The sequence below is a fragment of the Micromonospora yongxingensis genome, from assembly GCF_052601155.1.
Map to the genome: position 1 here is coordinate 1 of NZ_JBQXEO010000008.1, position 19,233 is coordinate 19,233.

Here is a 19,233-nt window from a genome sequence, read left to right on the forward strand (position 1 = left end):
ACGCCCCCCCCCCCCCCCCCCCCGCCGCCGACCGCGCTCAGCAGTTGCGCAGCTCGGGGGACTGGTTGAGCAGTTGGCCCCGCGTGGACACGAAGCGGCGGTAGCGCTCCCCGTCGACGGCCTCGGGGCGGAACGCGGCGACGCGGTGGCAGTTCTGGAAGGCCAGCCGGACCCCGAAGTGCCGCTCCAGGCCGCCGCGGATCGCGTCGCTGGCCAGTGCGCGGAGCAGCTGTCCCCGGTCGGCGTCGGTCGGCGGGGGGACGACGTTGTCGGCCAGGTCGGCGTCGCCGGCCTCCAGGTCGGCCACCACACGGCTGACGGTGGCCCAGGCGTACGGCAGTGAGTCGCGGACGCAGGCGATGAAGGCGTCGTCGTCGACGGGGCCGCGTTCGGCGGCGTCGAGCAGGGCTGGCGGGACGGTGAGCGACATGGTTCTCCTCCGCTTCCAGGTAATGAATACCGTTGTCATTAACGGTGCGGAGTGAGCACACCACGTCCTTCCAGCGACGTCAACGACGTCCGGGCGCGCCGCGCCGCAACACGCGCGATCGATGGCCGGCGGTCACGCCCGGCGAGGATGGCCCTTGAGGTGGCGGCCCAGCTCGCGGGCGATCTCCCGGTTGGCGTCCCGCTCGGCCAGCGTCTGCCGCTTGTCGTACGTGCGCTTGCCCTTGGCCAGCGCCAGCTCGATCTTGGCCCAGCCGTTGTCGAAGTACATCGACAGCGGCACCAGCGTCACCCCGCCCTCGCGGACCTTCTCCAGGATCCGGTCGATCTCGGCGCGGCGCAGCAGCAGCTTCCGGTTGCGCCGGGGAGCGTGGTTGGTCCACGTGCCGTACGCGTACTCGGCGATGTGCAGGCCGTACAGCATGATCTCGCCGTCGCGCTCGTGGGCGTACGCGTCCACCAGCGATGCCCGCCCCTCGCGCAGCGACTTCACCTCGGTGCCGACCAGCACGATGCCCGCCTCGTACGTGCGCAGCACGGTGTAGTCGTGTCGGGCCTTCTTGTTCGAGGCGATCAGTCGGCGTTCGGGCTGCCTGGACGGGGTCACCCGGCGACGATATCCGGCCGCCGGCTCAGCCGGCCCGCCGCCGGTCCGCGCGCAGCCGCCGTGCCAGGTCCCGCTCGGTTGCCGTGAACGCCTCATCCGACTCGCACGGCAAGTGCGCCACGATCGGCGGCGGCACACTGTCGTACGGAGCCGGCACCACGTCGCGCGGGTCGGTCAACCGGCGGTCCACCGTCGCCTCCGGCCCGGTCGACGTCTCGCGGTCCCCCGGCCGGTGCGGGGCGAAGATCCAGCCGCCGATCGGGTCGGTGTCGCGCCACAGGTTCGTCCACCGCCAGCCGACCCGCTCGCCGATCTCCCGCAGCACCCGGTCATCGACGTACGCGGGGAACAGCCGCGCGTACAACCGCTTCAGCGGCGACCCGTAGGTCAGCAGGGCCACCCGGTCGGTGATGCGTGACGGCAGTTGCAGGACCGTGGCCGCGAGCAGCACCGACCCGTGGCTGTGCCCGGCCAGCAGCACCGACTCGCCCTGCTCGACCAGGTAGGTGATCCGCCGGGTCAGCTCCGGCACAGCCCGCTCGGCGTAGCAGGGCGGGGCGAAGGGATGCGCGGACCGGGGCCAGAAGGTGCCCAGGTCCCACAGCACGCCCACGTACCGGCGGAACTGCGCCGTCCGGTAGGCGAAGATGCCGCCGATCACCAGCCCGAGGATGATCACGGCGATGGCGTAGCTACCCATCCCGATCAGGAAGTTGACCATGTCGGCGGGTATCCCGACGTAGCGCTGGATGACGTCGCCGGGGTAGAGCTGGAGCAGGCCGAGCACGCTGGCGGCCAGGCCGAACGCGGCCAGTACGGCGTAGACGACGGCGAGCGGCTCCAGCCGTTCGGTGAACCGGGCGCGGGCCACCGCACCTTCGACCTGGCGGAGCCGGTCCGACGCCTCCGGCGGCGCGTGCGGGAAGTCGGACGCCACGACCGCCGCCGCGGCGCGCCACCGCCTCCGCCGGGTCAGCACCGTGACCACGCCCCCGACCAGCACCGCGGCCAGCACCGCGATGAAGAACCCGAAGATCGCCCACTTGTATGCCAGGGGCGGGCTGGTCACCAGTCGGTCCGCGGTCGCCCCGTCCCGGTCCAGCAGGTCCGCCACCCGGTAGTCCAGCTCGGCCGAGAACGCCACGGCGAGCCCCGCGGCCACCGTGACGAACACGGGCGCGCCCAGCGCCCGCAGCGGCGAACTGCCCGGCACCCCACCGCGCCGCCAGATCACCACCGCGACGAGGACGGCCAGCAGCGCGGTCTGGCTGGCGAACAGCCAGGCCACGGTCGCCCCGTACCCGGGCAACTCCCTGTCCTGCGGCCAGGGTTTCGGGCTCCTGATGGTGTGCACCACCACCAGGATGGTCAGACCGCAGGCGAGCGTGCGGAGCCTCCGCGTCACGCGGTCCACCCGCGTGTCCCGGCCGGGCCGGTCGAGGGCACGCACCGTGGCGAGCAGGACGAGGCAGGTGAGCAGCACCGCCGCGGTGGCCGCCAGGAGCAGCACCATCTCCCACGAGGGGCCCTGGCTGGCCCGGGCGGCGAGCAGGCTGCCGTCCAGTGTCGCGAACGCGGCAGCGACGTGCACCGAGCGCAGCCGGCCCACCAGCGGCGCGGCGTCCCACTGGGCGACCGCGCTCAACCGGTGCTCCGAGGTCTCCGGCGCCGACGTCCGGAACATCTCGAACGAGCGGCTCGGACGCGCCCCCAGCCACCACACGATGCCGACGGCACCGACGGGCACCAGCGACATCACACCCAGACGCAGGCCCGGCGAGCGCCCGCCGAGCCAGGACAACCAGCTCCGCTCCGCCATGCAGGACGGGTAGCCCATGCACCGCCACGCGATCAGGTCCAGCGCCACCCCGACGATGGAGAGCACGTAGAGCATGGTGAGGGTGAGCGCGAGCACCCGGCACAGCGCGACGATGCTGTGTTTCGAGGCGCGGCTCGCCGGGCGCATCCAGATCGCCACGTTGCAGAGCATGAACGGCAACAGGAACACCAGCGACAGCGTCCGTACGGCCGTTCCGGACGGCAGATCACTCCAGCGGTACGCCTCCAGCGTCACCCCGTCGGTCCCCGTGACGCCCGGGTAGCCCGGCCGCGTGCGGTAGAAACCGCCGTTCTGGTCCCCGGCGACCTGTTGGACGTGCGGCCGGTCCAGCACCTGGTCGGCGCCCGCCCCGGAGACGCCGTGCACCCGCAGCTCCACGACCCGGTCCGACGACGTCGGTCCGGTCGGCGACGCGTCCGCCATGGGCCCCCCGGAGGTGTGCGCGGCAGCCGGCGGTGTCGGTGTGCGGCTGTCCCGCGCGGCGACCCGGCTTACCCACCCCGCGCCCCACCAACCGCGCTTCGGCGCCCGAGCCGTCCCCGCGCGGTGCGGCGCACCCTCGCCAGGTGGTTTCATGGGCGCCATGGCGAACCCGGTGATCCTGACCGTCGACGACGACCCGGTGGTGTCCCGGGCGGTGGCCCGGGACATCCGACGCCGCTACGGCGACCGCTACCGGGTGCTGCGGGCCGCCTCGGGACCGGAGGCGCTCGATGCGCTGCGGGAGGTCAAGCTGCGCGGAGAGCAGGTGGCGCTGCTGCTGGCCGACCACCGGATGCCGGAGATGACCGGCGTCGAGTTCCTGGAAGCCGCGATGGACATCTTCCCGGCCGCCCGCCGGGTGCTGCTCACCGCATACGCGGACACGGACGCCGCGATCGAGGCGATCAACGTGGTCGACCTGGACCACTACCTTCTCAAGCCGTGGCACCCGCCGGAGGAGAAGTTGTATCCGGTGGTGGACGGCCTGCTGGAGGCGTGGGCGGTCACCCCGGACGCGGCGAGCAGCGAGATCCGGGTCGTGGGTCACCGCTGGTCGGCGCCGTCGTTCAAGGTGCGCGACTTCCTGGCCCGCAACCTGGTGCCGTACCGCTGGCTGCTCGCCGACGACCCGGAGGGCGCCCGGCTCCTCGACGCGGCGGGGGCCACCGAGGCGGACGTCCCGCTGGTGGTGACCGCCGAGGGCAAGGCACTGATCGCGCCGAACGAGGCCGAGCTTGCCGGGTTGGCCGGGTTGACGGTGGTGCCGGCGTCCGACTTCTACGACCTGGTGGTGATCGGCGGCGGCCCCGCCGGTCTCGGTTCGGCCGTGTACGGCGCGTCGGAGGGGCTGCGCACCGTGCTGGTCGAGCGGCGGGCGACCGGCGGGCAGGCCGGGCAGAGCAGCCGGATCGAGAACTACCTCGGCTTCCCGGACGGCGTCTCCGGCGCCCAGCTGACCGACCGGGCCCGGCGGCAGGCGGTGAAGTTCGGTGCCGAGCTGCTGAGCGCACGAGAGGTGATCGGCCTGAGCGAGGCAGGCTCTGCCCGGCTGCTGCGCTTCGGTGACGGCACCGAGATCGCCGCGCACACCGTGGTGCTGGCCACCGGGGTCTCCTACCGGGTGCTCGACGCCCCCGGTCTGGCCGAGTTCACCGGCCGGGGAGTGTTCTACGGCTCCACCGCCACCGAGGCGCCCAGTTGCGTCGAGCAGGACGTCTACATCGTCGGCGGGGCCAACTCGGCCGGCCAGGCCGCCGTGCACTTCTCCCGGTACGCCTCCCGGGTGCACCTGCTGATCCGGGGCGCGGACCTGACCAGCTCGATGTCGAGGTACCTGATCGACCAGCTGGAACGCATCGACCGGATCACGGTGCACCCGCACACGGCCGTGGTCGGCGGCGCCGGCCAGGACCACCTGCAACGACTCACCCTCTGCGACACCCGCACCGGGGAGACCCGCTCGGTGGACACCTCCTGGTTGTTCATCTTCATCGGCGCCGAGCCCCGGACCGACTGGCTGGACGGGGTGCTGGTCCGCGACGGGCGCGGCTTCATCGTCACCGGTCCGGACCTGATGACCGGCGGGCGGCGTCCGGCCGGTTGGTCGCTGTCGCGCGACCCGTACCACCTCGAGACCAGCCTGCCCGGGGTGTTCGCCGCCGGGGACGTACGGGCCGAGTCGGTCAAGCGTGTCGCCTCCGCCGTCGGCGAGGGCGCCATGGCCGTGTCGCTCGTGCACCGCTACCTGGAGGCCCAATGAGCACCGAGAACGATCGACTGACGCCCGCGCAGCTGCGCACCCTGTTCCTGTTCGAGGCCCTCGACGACGGGCAGCTCGACTGGCTGGCCGAGCACGGCCGCGTCGAGCAGCGCGCCGGCGGCACCGTCGTGTACGCCGAGGGCGAGGACGCGACCTGCTTCTTCGTGCTGCTGCACGGCGCGGTGGCGTTGAGCCGGCAGGTACGCGGCGACGACGTCGAGATCAGCCGGACCGACCAGCGGGGGGTGTACGGCGGGGCCACCCAGGCGTACCTGGACGACCGTGTGGGGGAGACCTACCGCAACACCCTGCGGGCGCTGACCGACGCGGAGTTCTTCGTGCTGCCGGCGGAGGACTTCGCGCACGCCGTCCGGTCCTGGTTCCCGATGGCCATGCACCTGCTCGAAGGTCTCGTCATCGGCATGCGCAACAGCCAGACCATCGTCGGCGAACGGGAGCGGCTGCTGGCCCTGGGCTCGCTCTCGGCGGGCCTCACCCATGAGCTGAACAACCCGGCCGCGGCGGCGGTGCGGGCCACCTCGGTGCTGCGCGACCGGGTCGCCGGGATGCGGCACAAGCTCGCGATGATCGCCGACGGGCGGCTGGACGGCCGGGCGCTGCACGGGCTGGTCGAGTTGCAGGAGGAGGCGGTGGCCCGGGTCGCCACCGCGCCGAAGCTGACCCCGATGGCCACCGCCGACGCCGAGGACACCCTCACCGACTGGCTGGAGGAGCACGACGTCAGCGGTGCCTGGGACCTGGCGCCCATCCTGGTCGGTGGTGGACTCGACGACGCCTGGCTGGCCCGGGTGAAGGAGGCGGTCGGCCCGGCGGATCTGGAGGCGGCGGTGCGCTGGCTCACCTACACCGTCGACACCGAGCTGCTCATGCGCGAGATCGGCGACGCCGTGACCCGGATCTCGGGGCTGGTCGGCGCCGCCAAGCAGTACTCCCAGCTGGACCGCGCGCCGCACCAGGTGGTGGACGTGCACGACCTGCTCGACGCCACGCTGGTGATGTTCAAGGCGAAGATCCCCGCACAGGTCAAGCTGGTCCGCGAGTACGACCGCAGCCTCCCGGCGGTCCCGGCGTACGCCGCCGAACTGAACCAGGTGTGGACCAACCTGATCGACAACGCGCTGGGCGCGATGGGCGAGGAGGGCGTGCTGACCGTCCGCACCGGGCGCGTCGGTGACCTGCTGGCGGTGGAGATCACCGACACCGGCCCCGGCATCCCGCCCGCGGTGCGTCCCCGCATCTTCGAGCCCTTCTTCACCACCAAGCCGGTGGGTGCGGGCACCGGGCTGGGCCTGGACATCTCGTACCGGATCGTGGTGCACAAGCACCACGGCGACATCCGGGTGGAGACCGAGCCCGGGCGGACCACCTTCCGGGTGCTGCTGCCGGTCACCGACGACCCGCCACCGACTCCCTGACCCGCCCACCGGCGACGCGCCGATTACCTAGAGACATCGACCGGTAGCGCCAAGTAGTCTCGGGCGGCATCCTGACCCCGTCCGGAGGAGGGTCCGTGGAGTCGATGGCCCGCCAGCGCACCGCTCCCGAGACCGACGACCAGCCCGGCGATCCGCCCGCCGGCACCATGCTGCCGGAGCTGGAGGACCGCGACTGGCTGCACCACGCGCAGGAGTTCGCCCACACCAGCTTCCGGGCGGTGGCCCGCCGACTGCCCCGGCTGGTCCGGGAGGCCGTCGGGCTGGCCTGGGCCACCAACCGCCGGGACACCGTCGCCTCCATCGGGCTGAACATCGCCGCCGGGGTGATGACCACGTTCGGCCTGCTCGCCACGACCAGCGTGCTGCGCGAGCTGTTCGCCGCCGGTCCCACCCCGGACCGGGTCCGCTCGGCCCTGCCGGCGCTGATCGTGGCCGCGACGGCGGTGTCGGCGCGCGGCGGCCTCACCATCGCGGCCGGCTGGGCGCAGGCCCGACTGACTCCGCAGATCAACTATCAGGTGGAGCTGCGGCTGTTCGAGGCCACCACGGCGGTGGACCTGGCGGCGTTCGACGACGCCGGCTTCGCCGAGGAGATGGACCGGGCGCGGGACCGGGGGATGGCGGAGGCGGCGTACATCGTCGACCACACCGTCAACCTGGTCACCGGCGTGGTGGGGATGCTCGCCACCGCCGTGGCGGTCACCGTCATCCAACCGCTGCTGCTGCCCTGCCTGCTGCTCGCGGCGATACCCCAGGCGATCACGGCGGTGCGGATGGCCCGCCGGGAGTACCTGGCGATGCTCGCCCGCATCACCCGGCGGCGTCGGATGTGGATGCTCGCCCACCTGATGGCCAACCGGCGCACCGCCGCCGAGGTGCGCGCCTACCAGATGCGCGACTTCCTGCTGGCCGAGTACCGCGGCGTGATGGCCGTCGAGACCCGCGCCCAGTTGCGTCTGGTCCGCTCGCAGACCGGCACCCGCGTCGTGGGCGCCACGGTGGCCGGGGTGGCCACCTTCGGGGTGTACGCGGTCCTCGGCGGCCTGCTGCTGAACGGGATGGTCGCCCTCGCCGCCGCGGCCACCGCCCTGCTCGCCCTGCAGTCCGCGCGGACCAGCCTGGGCGTCGCGGTCATCGCCACCAACTCGCTGTACGAGGACGCCCTCTACTACCAGGACTACCGGGACTTCCTCGAACGCGCCCTGACCCGGGTGCCGCTCGGCGGCGACCAGGTCGTCGAGGGTGTCGACGCGATCGAGGTGGACGAGGTCAGCCTGCGCTACCCGGACACCGACGCGCCGGCGGTGGACGGGGTCAGCCTGACCGTCCGGCGGGGCGAGGTCATCGCGCTGGTCGGGGAGAACGGCTCCGGCAAGACCACGCTGGCCAAGCTCATCGCCGGGCTCTACCGGCCGACCGGCGGGGTGATCCGCTGGGACGGTGTGGACGCCACCGAGCTGGACCCCCGCGCCCTCGGCGCGCAGGTCGCCGTGATGACCCAGGAGTGGTGGAAGTTTCCGTTCACCGCCGGGCAGAACATCCGCGTCGGCCGGCACGACCGCCCGCCGGAGCGACCCGGGCCCAGCGTGCAGGAGGCCGCCCGGGCCGCCGCCGCCCACGACATGATCGTCGGCCTGCCGCACGGCTACGACACCCTGCTGGACCGGGAGTTCAAGGACGGCCACGAGCTGTCCGGCGGGCAGTGGCAGCGCCTCGTCGCCGCCCGCGGCCTCTACCGCGACGCCGCCCTGCTGATCTGCGACGAGCCCTCGGCCGCCCTGGACGCCCGCGCCGAGCACGCGCTGTTCCAGCACCTGCGCCGTCGGCCCGACCGGGCGGTCGTCCTGATCACCCACCGGCTGGCCAACGTCCGGCACGCCGACCGGATCTTCGTCATGGAACGGGGTCGGCTCGTTCAGCACGGCAGCCACGACGAGCTGATGGCGGCCGGTGGCCTCTACCGGGAGTTGTTCGAACTCCAGGCCGCCGGCTACCTCGCCGGCACCGACGACGCCCTGCCCCGCTGACCCCTGCGCGACGCGGCGTGGTGCGGTCAGGCGTGGTGGTCGCGGGTGAGGAAGTCGGCGAGTACCCGGGTGTGGGTCGAGAAGGCCAGCTCGACCGGGTCGGTGAGCACCAGCCACTCGGTGGCCTCCTCGGTCGGCGCCGACGGTGGCAGGTCCTCGACCGGCCGCTCGGGCAGCACCCCGAAGACCATCATCGTGCCGCCCGCCGGGGCGCCGTGCACCGCGAACAGCCGGGCGTCCTCGGCCGCCGCGACGAGCCCTGTCTCCTCCCGTAGCTCACGGACCAGCGCGTCGGACCACTCCTCGCCGTACTCGATGAAGCCGCCGGGCAGCGCGAGCAGCCCGCGGGCGGGCTCGATGTCCCGGCGGACCACCACCACGCCCAGGCCCTCGGCGGTGCGGACCGGCAGCACCGCCACCGCGACGGGCAGCGGATTACGCCAGACCGTCTCGCCGCAGGCCGCGCAGACCCGCGGCCACACGGCGTCCGCCGGGTAGGCGGTGCCGCAGTACGAGCAGTGTGAGTACGCCCCACCGTTCATGCCGCAGCACCTTACCGCCGATCCGGGCGGAAGCGCCGTGATCGGAGATCATCCGGCAGCGATTCTCCCCGGATCGACGCGCCGGGCCCGGCGGTGGCGGGGAGGGGTCAGGCGGCCGGGGTGCCGGTGTAGAAGGCGGTGGTGCGCTCGGCGGCGGCCTTCGCCTCGTCGGCGTCGGTGCCGGCGGCGATGCTCGCCTCGCCCCACAGGTGGCTGCTGCGCTCCATGAACCGACGCCCCTCGTCGGAGGCGCTCCACTCACCGCTCTGCTCCGGCGACACGCCACTGCCGTCGGCGGCCAGGTGCGAGGCGAGACCGAGCAGGCCCAGGTCCCATCCGACGCCGACGGCGCCCGGCCCGAACTGGGCCCACCGGTCCTGGTCGACGTGCGCGATGTGGTCCAGCTCGAAGCGGGTCCGCTCGCTGTCGACGGGGGTGAGTCGCACCTCGATCCAGCTCACCTCGCCGCCGTACTCCCAGGTGGCGGTGAAGCGGTGCGGCGGGTCGCAGCTCTCGACGGTGCCGCCCGCGTTGCCCTCGAGCTGGTACCGGCCGTGCAGCCGCAGGTCGCCGGAGACCGGCAGGAACCAGCGCGGGATGCGCTCGGCGGTGGTGCAGGCATCCCAGAGATCCTCGACCGTCGCGTGGTACGTCTGGCTGAGGGTGGTCACCCGGGCCTCGCCGGCCTCCAGCGTGCGGCTGCCGACGTGGCGCTGGACGGCGTTGATCTGCTCGGTCGCGTCGATCATCGTTCTTACCTCTCCTCGGGTGGGTCGGCGGGCCCGCGCAGCCGACGCTCGCGTCGGCCCCGGGCCAGTTCGGTGGCGAGTGCCGCCAGGGGCGGGGTCCAGAACCGGCGGAAGTGCTCCAGCCAGCCGTCGACCTCGCGCAGCGGGCGCGGGTCGACCGCGTAGAGCCGCCGGGTGCCCTCGGGCCGCACGGTGGCGAAGCCGTTGTCCCGCAGCACCTTCAGGTGCTGGGACACGGCGGGCTGGGAGATGCCGAACTCGTCGCGGATCACCGCGCTGACCGCGCCGGCGGTCTGCTCGCCGTCGGCGAGCAGCTCCAGGATGCGGCGCCGGACCGGATCGCCCAGCACGTCGAAGGCGTGCACGACGACCTTTATATCACCAGCAGCTTATTTAAGCCAACGCTGATAAGCCGAGCAGCTTGTCCAGCCGGATCGGCAGCTCGCGTATCCGTACGCCGGTGGCGTGGTGCACGGCGTTGGCGATCGCCGCGGCGGCGCCCACGATGCCGATCTCACCGATCCCCTTCACGCCGGCCGGGTTCAACTGGGCGTCCTGCTCGTCGATCCAGTGCGCCTCGATCCGCTCCACGTCGGCGCACCCGGTGATGTGGTACGTGGCCAGGTCGTGGTTGACCCAGTCGCCGTACCGCTCGTCGAGGACACCCTCCTCGTGCAGGGCCATCGAGATCCCCATCGTCATGCCGCCGATGAGCTGGCTGCGCGCGGTCGTCGGGTTGACCACCCGCCCGGCGGCGAACACCCCGAGCATCCGGTTCACCCGCACCTCGCCGGTGTCCGCGTCCACGCGGACCTCGACGAACTGCGCCCCGTACGCGTACCGGGGCAGCTCGGCCTGCTCGCGCACCTCGTCGGCGGTGCTCGCCTCGGCGGTCACCTCGCCGTCGGTCGGCACCCCGCCGGGGACGTCCCGCAGCTTCTCGCGCAGAGCCTCACAGACGCGGATCACCGCCCAGCTCCACGAGGCGGTGCCCATCGAGCCGCCCGCCACCCCGGCCGGGGGCAGGTCGCTGTCGCCGATCCGGATCTCCACCCGCTCCGGTGGCACCGCCAGGGCGTCGGCCGCCACCTGCCAGAGGGCTGTCCGCGCGCCGGTGCCGATGTCGGTGGCGTTGATCCGGACCAGGAAGCCACCGTCGCTCCGCGCGGTGGCCGCCGCCGCAGCCGCCCGGGCGCGGGCCGGGTAGCTGGACCCGGCGACCCCGGAGCCGACCAGCCAGCGTCCGTCGCGCCGGCTCCGGGGCGTGGGATCGCGGTCCGCCCAGCCGAACCGCTGGGCGCCCTCCCGCAGGCAGGCCACCAGGTTGCGGCTGCTGAACGGCTGCCCCAGGTCGGGGTCGACCGCCGGGTCGTTGCGGATCCGCAGTTCCACCGGGTCGATGCCGACGGCGGCGGCCAGCTCGTCCATCGCCGACTCCAGGGCGTACGCGCCGGGGCACTCGCCGGGGGCGCGCATCCAGAACGGCGTGGGCACGTCGAGGCGGACCAGCCGGTGGGTGGTGCGCCGGTGCGGTGCGGCGTACATGCTGCGCGTGTAGACGGCCGTCTGCTCGGCGAACTCGTGCAGGGTCGAGGTCTGGCTGATCGCGTCGTGGCAGATCGCGGTGAGCCGCCCGTCGGTGTCGGCGGCGAGCCGGACCCGCTGGATGGTGGGGGTGCGGTAGCCGATCGGGCCGAACAGCTGCTGCCGGGTCAGCGCCAGCCGGACCGGCCGGTCCACCTGCCGGGCCGCCAGCGCGGCCAGCACGACCGCCGCCTTGGCGTACCCCTTGCTGCCGAAGCCACCGCCGACGTGCTCGGTGATCACCCGGACCGCGTCCCGGGGCATCCCGAACAGCTCCGACAGGGTGGCCTGCACCGGCGAGGCGCCCTGGTTGGAGTCGTGCACCACCAGCCGCCCGTCGCGCCACTGGGCGGTCGTGGCGTGCGGCTCCATCGGGTTGTTGTGGTACGCCGGCGTCCGGTACGTGGCGTCCATCCGTACCGGGGCGGCCGCGTACCCGGCGTCGAAGTCGCCCTCGGCGGTGTCCGTCGGGTAGCTGGGGTTGACGTGGTCCGGCCGGTACAGGCCGGGATGATCGGAGGTGAGCACGGTGCTGTGCGGCCCCGCGTCGTAGTCGATCCGGACCAGCCGGGCGCCCTCCCGGGCGGCCTCCACGCTGGTGGCCACGACCACCGCGACGAACTGTCCCCGGTAGTGCACCACGGGCTCCTGCAACAGCCAGAGTTCCCGGTCCGACCCGGGCGCCAGCCGTGCCGCGTTGCCGTGGTGCACCACGGCCAGCACGCCGGGCAGCGCGAGCGCCGGCGCCGCGTCGACCCGGGTGATCCGGCCGCGGACCACCGCGGCCGGCACCGCAAAGCCGTAGCTGACGTCGTCCACCGGGTACTCCACCGCGTACCGGGCCGCGCCGGTGACCTTTTCCCGCCCCTCCAGCCGGGGGTAGGCCCGGCCGACCGCACCGGCGCTCACGACGGCGTCCCCTGGGCCAGTTCGGTGAGCGCCCGCACCGTGATGGCCCGGGTCAGCGGCAGCTTGAAGCCGTTGTGGCGCAACGGGCGTGCCTCGGCCAGCTCGGCGTCGGCGGCCCGGGCCGCCAGCTCCGGGCTGAACGGCCGGCCCCGCAGCTCCTTCTCGGCCCGGTAGGCCCGCCACGGCCGGTGCGCCACCGCCCCGTACGCCAGGCGGACGTCGCGGACCACGTCGCCGTCGAGGTCCAGGACGGCGGCCACCGAGCCGACGGCGAAGGCGAACGAGGCCCGGTCCCGCACCTTGAGGTATGTCGAGCGGCGGGCGGCCGGCAGCGCCGGCAGTCGCACGGCGGTGATCAGCGCGCCCCGCGCCAGGGTGGTCTCCCGCTCCGGATGTTCGCCGGGCGAGCGGTGCAGGGCGGCGAGGGGCACGTCCCGGGCGCCGCCGGCCTCGTGCACCTCCACCACGGCGTCGAGTGCGGCCAGCGCGACGGCGAGGTCCGAGGGGTGGGTGGCCACGCACTGCTCGGACCAGTCCAGTACGGCCAGGTCCCGGTTCTGCCCGTGCCGGGCGGCGCAACCGCTGCCCGGTTCACGCTTGTTGCACGCCTTGCCGGTGTCCTGGAAGTAGACGCAGCGGGTGCGTTGCAGCAGGTTGCCGCCGGTGGTGGCCACGTTGCGCAGCTGTCCGGAGGCGGCGGCGAGCAGGGCGCGCGCCAGCACCGGGTAGTCGCGGCGGACCACCGGGTGGGCGGCGAGGTCGCTGTTGGGGACCGTCGCGCCGATCCGCAGCCCCCCGTCGGGCAGCTCCGCGACGGCGTCCAGCGGCAGCCGGGTCACGTCCACCAGCAGGTCGGGTCGCTGCACCCCGAGCTTCATGAGGTCCACCAGGTTCGTCCCGCCGGCCAGGTACGCCGCCTGCGGCTCGGCGGCCAGCACGGCGACGGCCTCGGCCACGTCGGCCGGCCGGTGGTAGCGGAACGGCCTCACGTCGTCGCCGCCGTCTCGCGTACGGCGGCGACGATGTGCGGGTACGCGGCGCACCGGCACAGGTTGCCCGCCATCCGCTCGCGGATCTCCGCGTCGGTCAGCTCGGCCGGGGTGGTGAGGTCGTCGGTGACCGCACTGGGCCAGCCCTTGGCGACCTCGTCGAGCATGCCGCGGGCGGAGCAGAGCTGGCCGGGGGTGCAGTAGCCGCACTGGAACGCGTCGTGCGCGACGAAGGCGGCCTGGAGGGGTGACAGCTCGTCCGGCCCGGCCAGCCCTTCCACGGTGAGCACGGACCGGCCGTCCAGGGTGACCGCGAAGACGAGGCAGCTCTTCACCCGGCGGCCGTCCAGCAGCACGGTGCAGGAGCCACACTGGCCGTGGTCGCAGCCCTTCTTCGCCCCGATCAGGCCGAGCCGTTCGCGCAGCGTGTCCAGCAGCGTGGTGCGGTTGTCCAGGGTCAGCTCCCGGTGTGTGCCGTTGACCTCGAACGTCACCCGGGACGAGTGTCGCTCGTCGGTGGTCGTCTCGCTCTCCGGTCTGTCCTGCACCGACCCAGAGTAGCTTTACCGGTACAAATACGGGCGAATAACCCATGGAGCTTTGCGCGAGAGGGGACGTCGTGCCTGAGCTGCCGGTCACCGCCGGGCTGCTGCTGGCGGCGGGCGCCGGCCGACGCTACGGCCGGCCCAAGGCGCTGGTCGAGCTGGCCGGGGAGCCGCTGGCGCGGCGCGGGATCCGGCTGCTGCGCGACGGCGGCTGCGCGCCGGTGCACGTGGTGCTCGGCGCTGGCGCGGACGAGCTGCCCGACCTGCCCGGCGCGGTGCCGGTGCGCCACGACGGCTGGCAGGAGGGGCTGGGCTCGTCGTTGCGCCGGGGCCTCGCCTCGCTCCCGGCCGACGTGTCGGCAGCCGTGGTGGCCCTCGTGGACCAGCCGCTGCTCAGCCCGCTCGCGATCCGCCGGGTCCGAGCTGCCCACGCCGGTGGCGCCGTCGTGGCGATCGCGACCTACGCGGGCCGGCCGGGGCATCCGGTGCTGCTGGGCCGCGCGACCTGGCCGCTGCTGGACCGGTACGCCGTCGGCGACCGGGGCGCCCGCGACCTGTTGCGTGCCCGTCCGGATCTGGTGGTGCGGGTGCCGTGCGACGACCTCGGCTCGCCGGTCGACGTGGACACCCCGGCGGACCTGCCGCGGGTCTGAGCGGCCGCGCGGGCGCCGGATCCGGAGGGTCAGCGACCTGCGGCCCGTCGCCGGCGCAGCCCTTCGCTGGTGAACGCGTGGTACATGACCATGACGATGACGCCGATCAGGCCCAGCAGTGGGTTGACGAACCAGCCGAGCAGGCCGCTCAGCCCGTAGAGGACCAGGCCGGTGACCGGCCGCAGCCGCTGCGCCTGCACGTACTCCGGACTGACCCCGCGCCGGAGCAGCACCGGGTGACGGCGCAGGTAGCCGAAGAACACCAACCAGGGGGCCGACATCAGGGCGGCGGCCAGCGCGTACAGGGCGACGGCAGCGCGGCGGTCGGCGGTGTCGCCGTGGGTGAACGCGGACGCCAGCACGGCGGTGGGAAACGGGATGATCACCGCGCCGAAGAGAATGCCGAGGTTGATCCAGCTCAGCGCGAGGGTGGTGCCGCGAATCAGCCGGACCAGCGCGTGGTGGTTGAGCCAGAGCACCCCGATGTAGATGAAGGACACCACGAAGGCCAGGTAGGACGCTCCTTCGTCCAGCAGCCCCGTCAGCAACTCGCCCTCGTGGTACTCCGGCACCCGCAGCTCGATGACCAGCAGCGTGATGACGATGGCGAAGACACCGTCGCTGAACGCGGTCAGCCGGTCGGTGTCGGACATGCGTGGCCCGGTGTCGGGCTGCTCGACCTCGTCGGCTGCTGCGGCCATTGGGGAAGGCTAACCGCCGACGGGACCGGTGGGCGGCGGTTTGTCCCGAATGAGAGGGCGACTGTGGACGGACGTCCGACGGGGCACCCGGGCGCGATAATACTGTGTATTATACCGAGTATGCTAACCCTGGGTGATGGTTCGTGAGCATCCGCCACGCCATGCTGGCGCTGCTCAGCGAGGCACCGAAGTACGGTCTCCAGCTCCGTCAGGAGTTCGAGGCGCGCACCGGTGAGGTCTGGCCACTCAACGTCGGGCAGGTCTACACCACCCTGCAACGCCTGGAGCGCGAGGGACACGTCGAGTCCGACGACGCCGGCCGCGACGGCGCGCAGAAGCGCTACCGGCTCACCGCCGACGGCGAGCGGGAGCTGCACAGCTGGCTGCGTACGCCGCCGCGGGCGGGACCCCCGCCCCGCGACGAGCTGGTGATGAAGGTGCAGGTGGCGATCCGCCTGACACAGGTGGACGTCACCGAGATCCTCCAGGCCCACCGGCGGCGGACCGTCGAGGAGATGCAGCGCTACACCCACCTCAAGGCCGACGCGGCACCGGAGGACATCGGCCTCGGTCTCGTCGTCGACGCCGAGCTGTTCCGGCTGGAGGCGGTCGTCCGCTGGTTGGACGCCGCGGACGCCCGACTGCGCAGTCACCCGACCCGGCCCACGCCCAGCGCACCGGCCGCAGACAGCTCGCCGGCCGCAGACGCCCAGGACGCGCGCCCGACGGGGCGGACCGGGGACCGGGCTGCGGGAGCCCGCCGATGAGCGTCGTGCTGAGCCTGCGGCAGGTGTCCAAGGTGCACGGATCCGGCGCCGCCGCCGTGCACGCCCTGCGCGCGGTCGACCTCGACGTGGTCGCCGGTGAACTGGTGGCGGTGATGGGCCCCAGCGGCTCGGGCAAGAGCACCCTGCTCACCATCGCCGGCACCCTGGAGGAGCCCACCACCGGCCAGGTGACCGTCTGCGGCTCCGACCTCTCCACACTCTCCGCCGACGCCACCGCCCGGCTGCGTCGCCGGTCGCTCGGCTTCGTCTTCCAGGACCTCAACCTGCTGGCCGGCCTCTCCGCCGTCGAGAACGTGGCCCTGCCCCTGGAACTGGACGGCATGTCCGCGCGTCCGGCCCGCGCCGCCGCCCTCCAGGTCCTCGACGAGCTGGGGCTGACCGACCGGGCCGGCCACTACCCCGACGACCTCTCCGGCGGCGAGCGCCAACGGGTCGCCATCGCCCGGGCCGTGGTGGGGGACCGGCAGCTGCTGCTCGCCGACGAGCCCACCGGCGCCCTCGACGCCGCCAACGGCGAAGCCGTCCTGCGGATGCTCCGAGCAGCCTGCAAACGCGGCATCGCCGGAGTGATGGTCACCCACGACGCCCAACTCGCGTCCTGGGCCGATCGGGTGATCTTCATTCGGGACGGGCGGGTCGTCGACCAGACCGCCCCGCCGGCCGGCCCGGACGCCCTGCTCGCCTCGGACCCCACCCCGTGACCCCCGACCCGGACCGCAGCCGGCCCGCCGGCGGCGGCCTCGCAGCCCGCCGCGCCGTGGTCCGCTGGGCCGTACGGCTGTTCCGCCGCGAGTGGCGGCAGCAACTGCTGGCCATCGCGCTGCTCACCGTCGCCGTCAGCGGCGCGACCTTCGGCCTGGCGGCGACCTGGAACCTGGCCGCGTCGAGCGACGCCACCTTCGGCCGCGCCGACCAGCTGCTCCGGATCCCCGGCGACGACCCGGCCGCGCTGGACGGGCGGGTCGCCGCCGCCCGGGCGTGGTTCGGCACGGTCGACGTGATCGGTCACCGGCACGTGTCGGTGCCCGGGCTGTTCGACCCGGTCGACGTCCGTGCGCAGGATCCGGCCGGCGCGTACGGCGGCCCGATGCTCGCCCTGCGGCAGGGCCGCTACCCGACCGGGCCCGCCGAGGTGGCGGTCACCGACGGGGTGGCGCGAGCCCTGCGTGCCGACCTCGGCAGGCCGGTGCGCATCGGCGACACCGACCGCCTGGTCGTCGGCGTGGTGGAGAACCCGGCGGACCTGCACGACGAGTTCGCCCTCACCGACCCGGCGCACGCCGGCCGGCCCCAGTCGGTGACGGTTCTGGTGGCCGGCGACCGCGACAAGATGGAGGCCTTCCGGCAGACGGTCGACGGCCCGCTGGTGCGCGAGGCCCGGCCGACGGCCGAGCGCACCACGCTCACGATCGCCGCGCTGGCGCTGGCCACCGTCGGCCTGCTGCTGGTGTCGCTCGTGGCGGCCGCCGGGTTCGTGGTGCTGGCGCACCGCCGGCTGCGTCAGCTCGGCATGCTGGCGGCCATGGGCGCCACCCGCCGGCACCTGCGGCTGGTGCTGCTGGTCAATGGCGCGGCGGTCGGGGTGGTCGCCGCGCTCGGCGGCACCGCCGTCGGGATCGTCGCCTGGTTGATCACCGCAGGCTTCGTGGAGACCGCCGCCGGGCACCGCATCGGCCGGCTCGACCTGCCCTGGCTCACCATCGGCGCGGGCATGCTGCTGGCCGTGGCCACCGCCACCGCCGCCGCCTGGTGGCCGGCCCGCGCGGTGGCGCGTACCCCGATCGTGAACGCCTTGTCGGCCCGGCCGCCGATTCCGCCGCCGGCGCGGCGGACCGCCGTGGCGGCGGCCGCTCTGCTCGCCGCCGGCCTCACCGCGCTGGTGCTCTCCGACGGATCGAACCCGTTGCTCATCGTCGCGGGCAGTGTCGGCACGGTGCTCGGCGTGCTGCTCGTCAGCCCGCTGACCATCCCGGCGCTGGCGGCGGCCCGGGGTGGCCTGCCGGTGGCCGTCCGGCTCGCCCTGGCCGACCTGGCCCGGTACCGCGTTCGGGCCGGCGCGGCGCTCGCCGCGATCAGTCTGGCTGCCGGCCTCTCGGCGGCGATCGTGGTGGGCTCCTCCGCCGCCGAGTACCGCACGCAGCAGGCGGCCGGTCTGGGCAACCTGGCCGACAGTCAGCTGCTGATCCGGATCGGCCAGCCGGAGCCGGTGATTCCCGAGCGCACGGCGGCCGAACTCGCCGCCCTCCAGGCCCAAACCGACACCATCGCGGCCACCGTCGGCGCGACGACCGTCATCCCGCTGGACATGGCGGTGGTGGCCTCGTACACCGACCTGGGCCGGGAGGGGAGATCGAGCGGCCACCCGGCCGTCGAGATCGGCCCCCCGGCCGCGGCCGGCCGCTCGACGACGTCCCACCCGCTCTACGTGGTCAACCCCGGCCTGCTCCGGCTGAACGGCGCGGCCGGCACGGCGGTCGACGCCGGGACGGACGTCCTCACCACCCGCACCGGTGAGCTGGCGCTGCTGAACATCCCCGCCCGGGGCGTCCGGCCGACCGTGCGCGCCCTGCCCCGCTCCGGCTACACGGGGCTGCCCGACTCGCTCATCACGCCCGCCGCGCTGGACCGGCACGGCTGGCAGCCGGCGCGGGTCGGTTGGTTCCTCGCGGCCGACCACGCCCTCACCGACGCGCAACTGGCCACGGCCCGGGACCTGGCCGCCGCGGCCGGGCTCACCGTCGAGTCGCGCAGGGAGCAGAGTTCGTTGACCGCGCTGCGGACCGGCGCGACCATCGCCGGCGCCCTGCTCGCTCTCGGGGTGTTGGCGACGACCGTCGGCCTCATCCGCGGCGAGGCGGCGGCGGACCTGCGCACGCTGACCGCGACGGGCGCGCCGAGGCGGGTACGTCGGACGCTCACCGCCACCACCGCCGGAGCGCTCGCCCTGCTCGGTGCCGTGCTCGGTGTGGCCGGCGCCTACCTGGCGCTGGCCGGTGCCCTGCACCGGGACCTCGACCCGCTCGGCGCCGTGCCCGTCGCGCACCTCGCCGCGATCACCGCCGGGCTGCCGTTGCTCGCCGCCGGCGCCGGTTGGCTGCTCGCCGGCCGGCCGCCGCCGTCGCTGGCCCGCCGCCTCCTGGACTGAGCACCGGG

The 19,233-nt window shown here is 73.9% G+C and carries 17 protein-coding genes; 7 read left to right on the forward strand and 10 right to left on the reverse strand.

What is annotated here, in order from left to right:
- Positions 1–37: 37 nt before the first annotated feature.
- From ACTWLT_RS12060 to ACTWLT_RS12070, 3 genes are all read right to left on the reverse strand, one after another.
- A complete protein-coding gene (locus ACTWLT_RS12060) occupies positions 38–430 on the reverse strand; it encodes an SCO5389 family protein (protein WP_252415481.1) in 393 nt (130 codons plus the stop codon).
- Between the two features lie 132 nt (positions 431–562).
- Entirely contained in the window at positions 563–1,054 is a 492-nt protein-coding gene (gene smpB, locus ACTWLT_RS12065) for an SsrA-binding protein SmpB (protein WP_445318443.1), read from the reverse strand.
- Between the two features lie 25 nt (positions 1,055–1,079).
- Positions 1,080–3,317, reverse strand: coding sequence for a hypothetical protein (locus ACTWLT_RS12070; RefSeq protein WP_445318444.1), 2,238 nt, complete (start codon positions 3,315–3,317; stop codon positions 1,080–1,082).
- Between the two features lie 151 nt (positions 3,318–3,468).
- Between ACTWLT_RS12070 and ACTWLT_RS12075 the strand changes: the two genes are divergently transcribed.
- From ACTWLT_RS12075 to ACTWLT_RS12085, 3 genes are all read left to right on the forward strand, one after another.
- Complete coding sequence (locus ACTWLT_RS12075) at positions 3,469–5,136, forward strand: NAD(P)/FAD-dependent oxidoreductase (protein WP_445318445.1); 1,668 nt, start codon at positions 3,469–3,471, stop codon at positions 5,134–5,136.
- The gene (locus tag ACTWLT_RS12080; RefSeq protein ID WP_445318446.1) at positions 5,133–6,572 is read left to right on the forward strand and encodes an ATP-binding protein; all 1,440 of its coding nucleotides are present in this window, start codon (positions 5,133–5,135) and stop codon (positions 6,570–6,572) included. The genes ACTWLT_RS12075 and ACTWLT_RS12080 overlap by 4 nt, the downstream gene beginning before the upstream one ends.
- A 104-nt stretch (positions 6,573–6,676) precedes the next feature.
- Positions 6,677–8,620, forward strand: a complete 1,944-nt coding sequence (locus tag ACTWLT_RS12085; protein ID WP_445318638.1) for an ABC transporter ATP-binding protein — start codon at positions 6,677–6,679, stop codon at positions 8,618–8,620.
- 26 nt (positions 8,621–8,646) lie between these two features.
- Here ACTWLT_RS12085 and ACTWLT_RS12090 read toward each other — a convergent pair whose 3' ends face one another.
- From ACTWLT_RS12090 to ACTWLT_RS12115, 6 genes are all read right to left on the reverse strand, one after another.
- Positions 8,647–9,162 carry an NUDIX domain-containing protein gene (locus ACTWLT_RS12090; protein ID WP_445318447.1) on the reverse strand — a complete coding sequence of 172 codons (516 nt, stop codon included), beginning with the start codon at positions 9,160–9,162 and terminating at the stop codon, positions 8,647–8,649.
- Between the two features lie 107 nt (positions 9,163–9,269).
- Positions 9,270–9,911: an SRPBCC family protein gene (locus ACTWLT_RS12095; protein ID WP_445318448.1), complete on the reverse strand. Its 642-nt coding sequence runs from the start codon at positions 9,909–9,911 to the stop codon at positions 9,270–9,272.
- A 5-nt stretch (positions 9,912–9,916) separates the two neighbouring features.
- Positions 9,917–10,276 carry an ArsR/SmtB family transcription factor gene (locus ACTWLT_RS12100; protein ID WP_445318449.1) on the reverse strand — a complete coding sequence of 120 codons (360 nt, stop codon included), beginning with the start codon at positions 10,274–10,276 and terminating at the stop codon, positions 9,917–9,919.
- Positions 10,277–10,304: 28 nt separating this feature from the next.
- On the reverse strand, positions 10,305–12,404 hold the full coding sequence (locus tag ACTWLT_RS12105) for a xanthine dehydrogenase family protein molybdopterin-binding subunit (RefSeq protein WP_445318450.1): 2,100 nt from the start codon (positions 12,402–12,404) through the stop codon (positions 10,305–10,307).
- The gene (locus ACTWLT_RS12110; protein ID WP_445318451.1) at positions 12,401–13,393 is read right to left on the reverse strand and encodes an FAD binding domain-containing protein; all 993 of its coding nucleotides are present in this window, start codon (positions 13,391–13,393) and stop codon (positions 12,401–12,403) included. The genes ACTWLT_RS12105 and ACTWLT_RS12110 overlap by 4 nt, the downstream gene beginning before the upstream one ends.
- Positions 13,390–13,887, reverse strand: a complete 498-nt coding sequence (locus ACTWLT_RS12115) for a 2Fe-2S iron-sulfur cluster-binding protein (RefSeq protein ID WP_510182481.1) — start codon at positions 13,885–13,887, stop codon at positions 13,390–13,392. Before ACTWLT_RS12115 ends, ACTWLT_RS12110 begins: the two co-directional genes overlap by 4 nt.
- 125 nt (positions 13,888–14,012) lie before the next feature.
- Here ACTWLT_RS12115 and ACTWLT_RS12120 point away from each other — a divergent pair, with 125 nt between their 5' ends.
- Positions 14,013–14,591 carry a nucleotidyltransferase family protein gene (locus tag ACTWLT_RS12120; protein ID WP_445318453.1) on the forward strand — a complete coding sequence of 193 codons (579 nt, stop codon included), beginning with the start codon at positions 14,013–14,015 and terminating at the stop codon, positions 14,589–14,591.
- Positions 14,592–14,620: 29 nt separating this feature from the next.
- Here the strand turns inward: ACTWLT_RS12120 and ACTWLT_RS12125 are convergent, their stop codons facing one another.
- Positions 14,621–15,292 (reverse strand): TMEM175 family protein, encoded by a 672-nt coding sequence (locus tag ACTWLT_RS12125; protein WP_445318454.1) that lies wholly within the window; start codon positions 15,290–15,292, stop codon positions 14,621–14,623.
- A 143-nt stretch (positions 15,293–15,435) separates the two neighbouring features.
- On the opposite strand from ACTWLT_RS12125, the gene ACTWLT_RS12130 reads away from it, so the two are divergent.
- The 3 genes from ACTWLT_RS12130 to ACTWLT_RS12140 are packed head-to-tail and all read left to right on the forward strand — an operon-like array spanning position 15,436 to position 19,225.
- Positions 15,436–16,059 carry a PadR family transcriptional regulator gene (locus ACTWLT_RS12130; protein WP_445318455.1) on the forward strand — a complete coding sequence of 208 codons (624 nt, stop codon included), beginning with the start codon at positions 15,436–15,438 and terminating at the stop codon, positions 16,057–16,059.
- Positions 16,056–16,781 carry an ABC transporter ATP-binding protein gene (locus tag ACTWLT_RS12135; RefSeq protein ID WP_445318456.1) on the forward strand — a complete coding sequence of 242 codons (726 nt, stop codon included), beginning with the start codon at positions 16,056–16,058 and terminating at the stop codon, positions 16,779–16,781. The genes ACTWLT_RS12130 and ACTWLT_RS12135 overlap by 4 nt, the downstream gene beginning before the upstream one ends.
- Entirely contained in the window at positions 16,778–19,225 is a 2,448-nt protein-coding gene (locus tag ACTWLT_RS12140) for an FtsX-like permease family protein (RefSeq protein ID WP_445318457.1), read from the forward strand. The genes ACTWLT_RS12135 and ACTWLT_RS12140 overlap by 4 nt, the downstream gene beginning before the upstream one ends.
- The last annotated feature ends 8 nt before the right edge of the window (positions 19,226–19,233 follow it).

Coding starts and splice junctions, on each gene's coding strand:
- ACTWLT_RS12060 (WP_252415481.1), bottom strand. CDS start 430: ATGTCGCTCACCGTCCCGCCAGCCCTGCTCGACGCCGCCGAACGCGGC.
- ACTWLT_RS12070 (WP_445318444.1), bottom strand. CDS start 3,317: ATGGCGGACGCGTCGCCGACCGGACCGACGTCGTCGGACCGGGTCGTG.
- ACTWLT_RS12075 (WP_445318445.1), top strand. CDS start 3,469: ATGGGCGCCATGGCGAACCCGGTGATCCTGACCGTCGACGACGACCCG.
- ACTWLT_RS12080 (WP_445318446.1), top strand. CDS start 5,133: ATGAGCACCGAGAACGATCGACTGACGCCCGCGCAGCTGCGCACCCTG.
- ACTWLT_RS12085 (WP_445318638.1), top strand. CDS start 6,677: ATGGCCCGCCAGCGCACCGCTCCCGAGACCGACGACCAGCCCGGCGAT.
- ACTWLT_RS12090 (WP_445318447.1), bottom strand. CDS start 9,162: ATGAACGGTGGGGCGTACTCACACTGCTCGTACTGCGGCACCGCCTAC.
- ACTWLT_RS12095 (WP_445318448.1), bottom strand. CDS start 9,911: ATGATCGACGCGACCGAGCAGATCAACGCCGTCCAGCGCCACGTCGGC.
- ACTWLT_RS12125 (WP_445318454.1), bottom strand. CDS start 15,292: ATGGCCGCAGCAGCCGACGAGGTCGAGCAGCCCGACACCGGGCCACGC.
- ACTWLT_RS12135 (WP_445318456.1), top strand. CDS start 16,056: ATGAGCGTCGTGCTGAGCCTGCGGCAGGTGTCCAAGGTGCACGGATCC.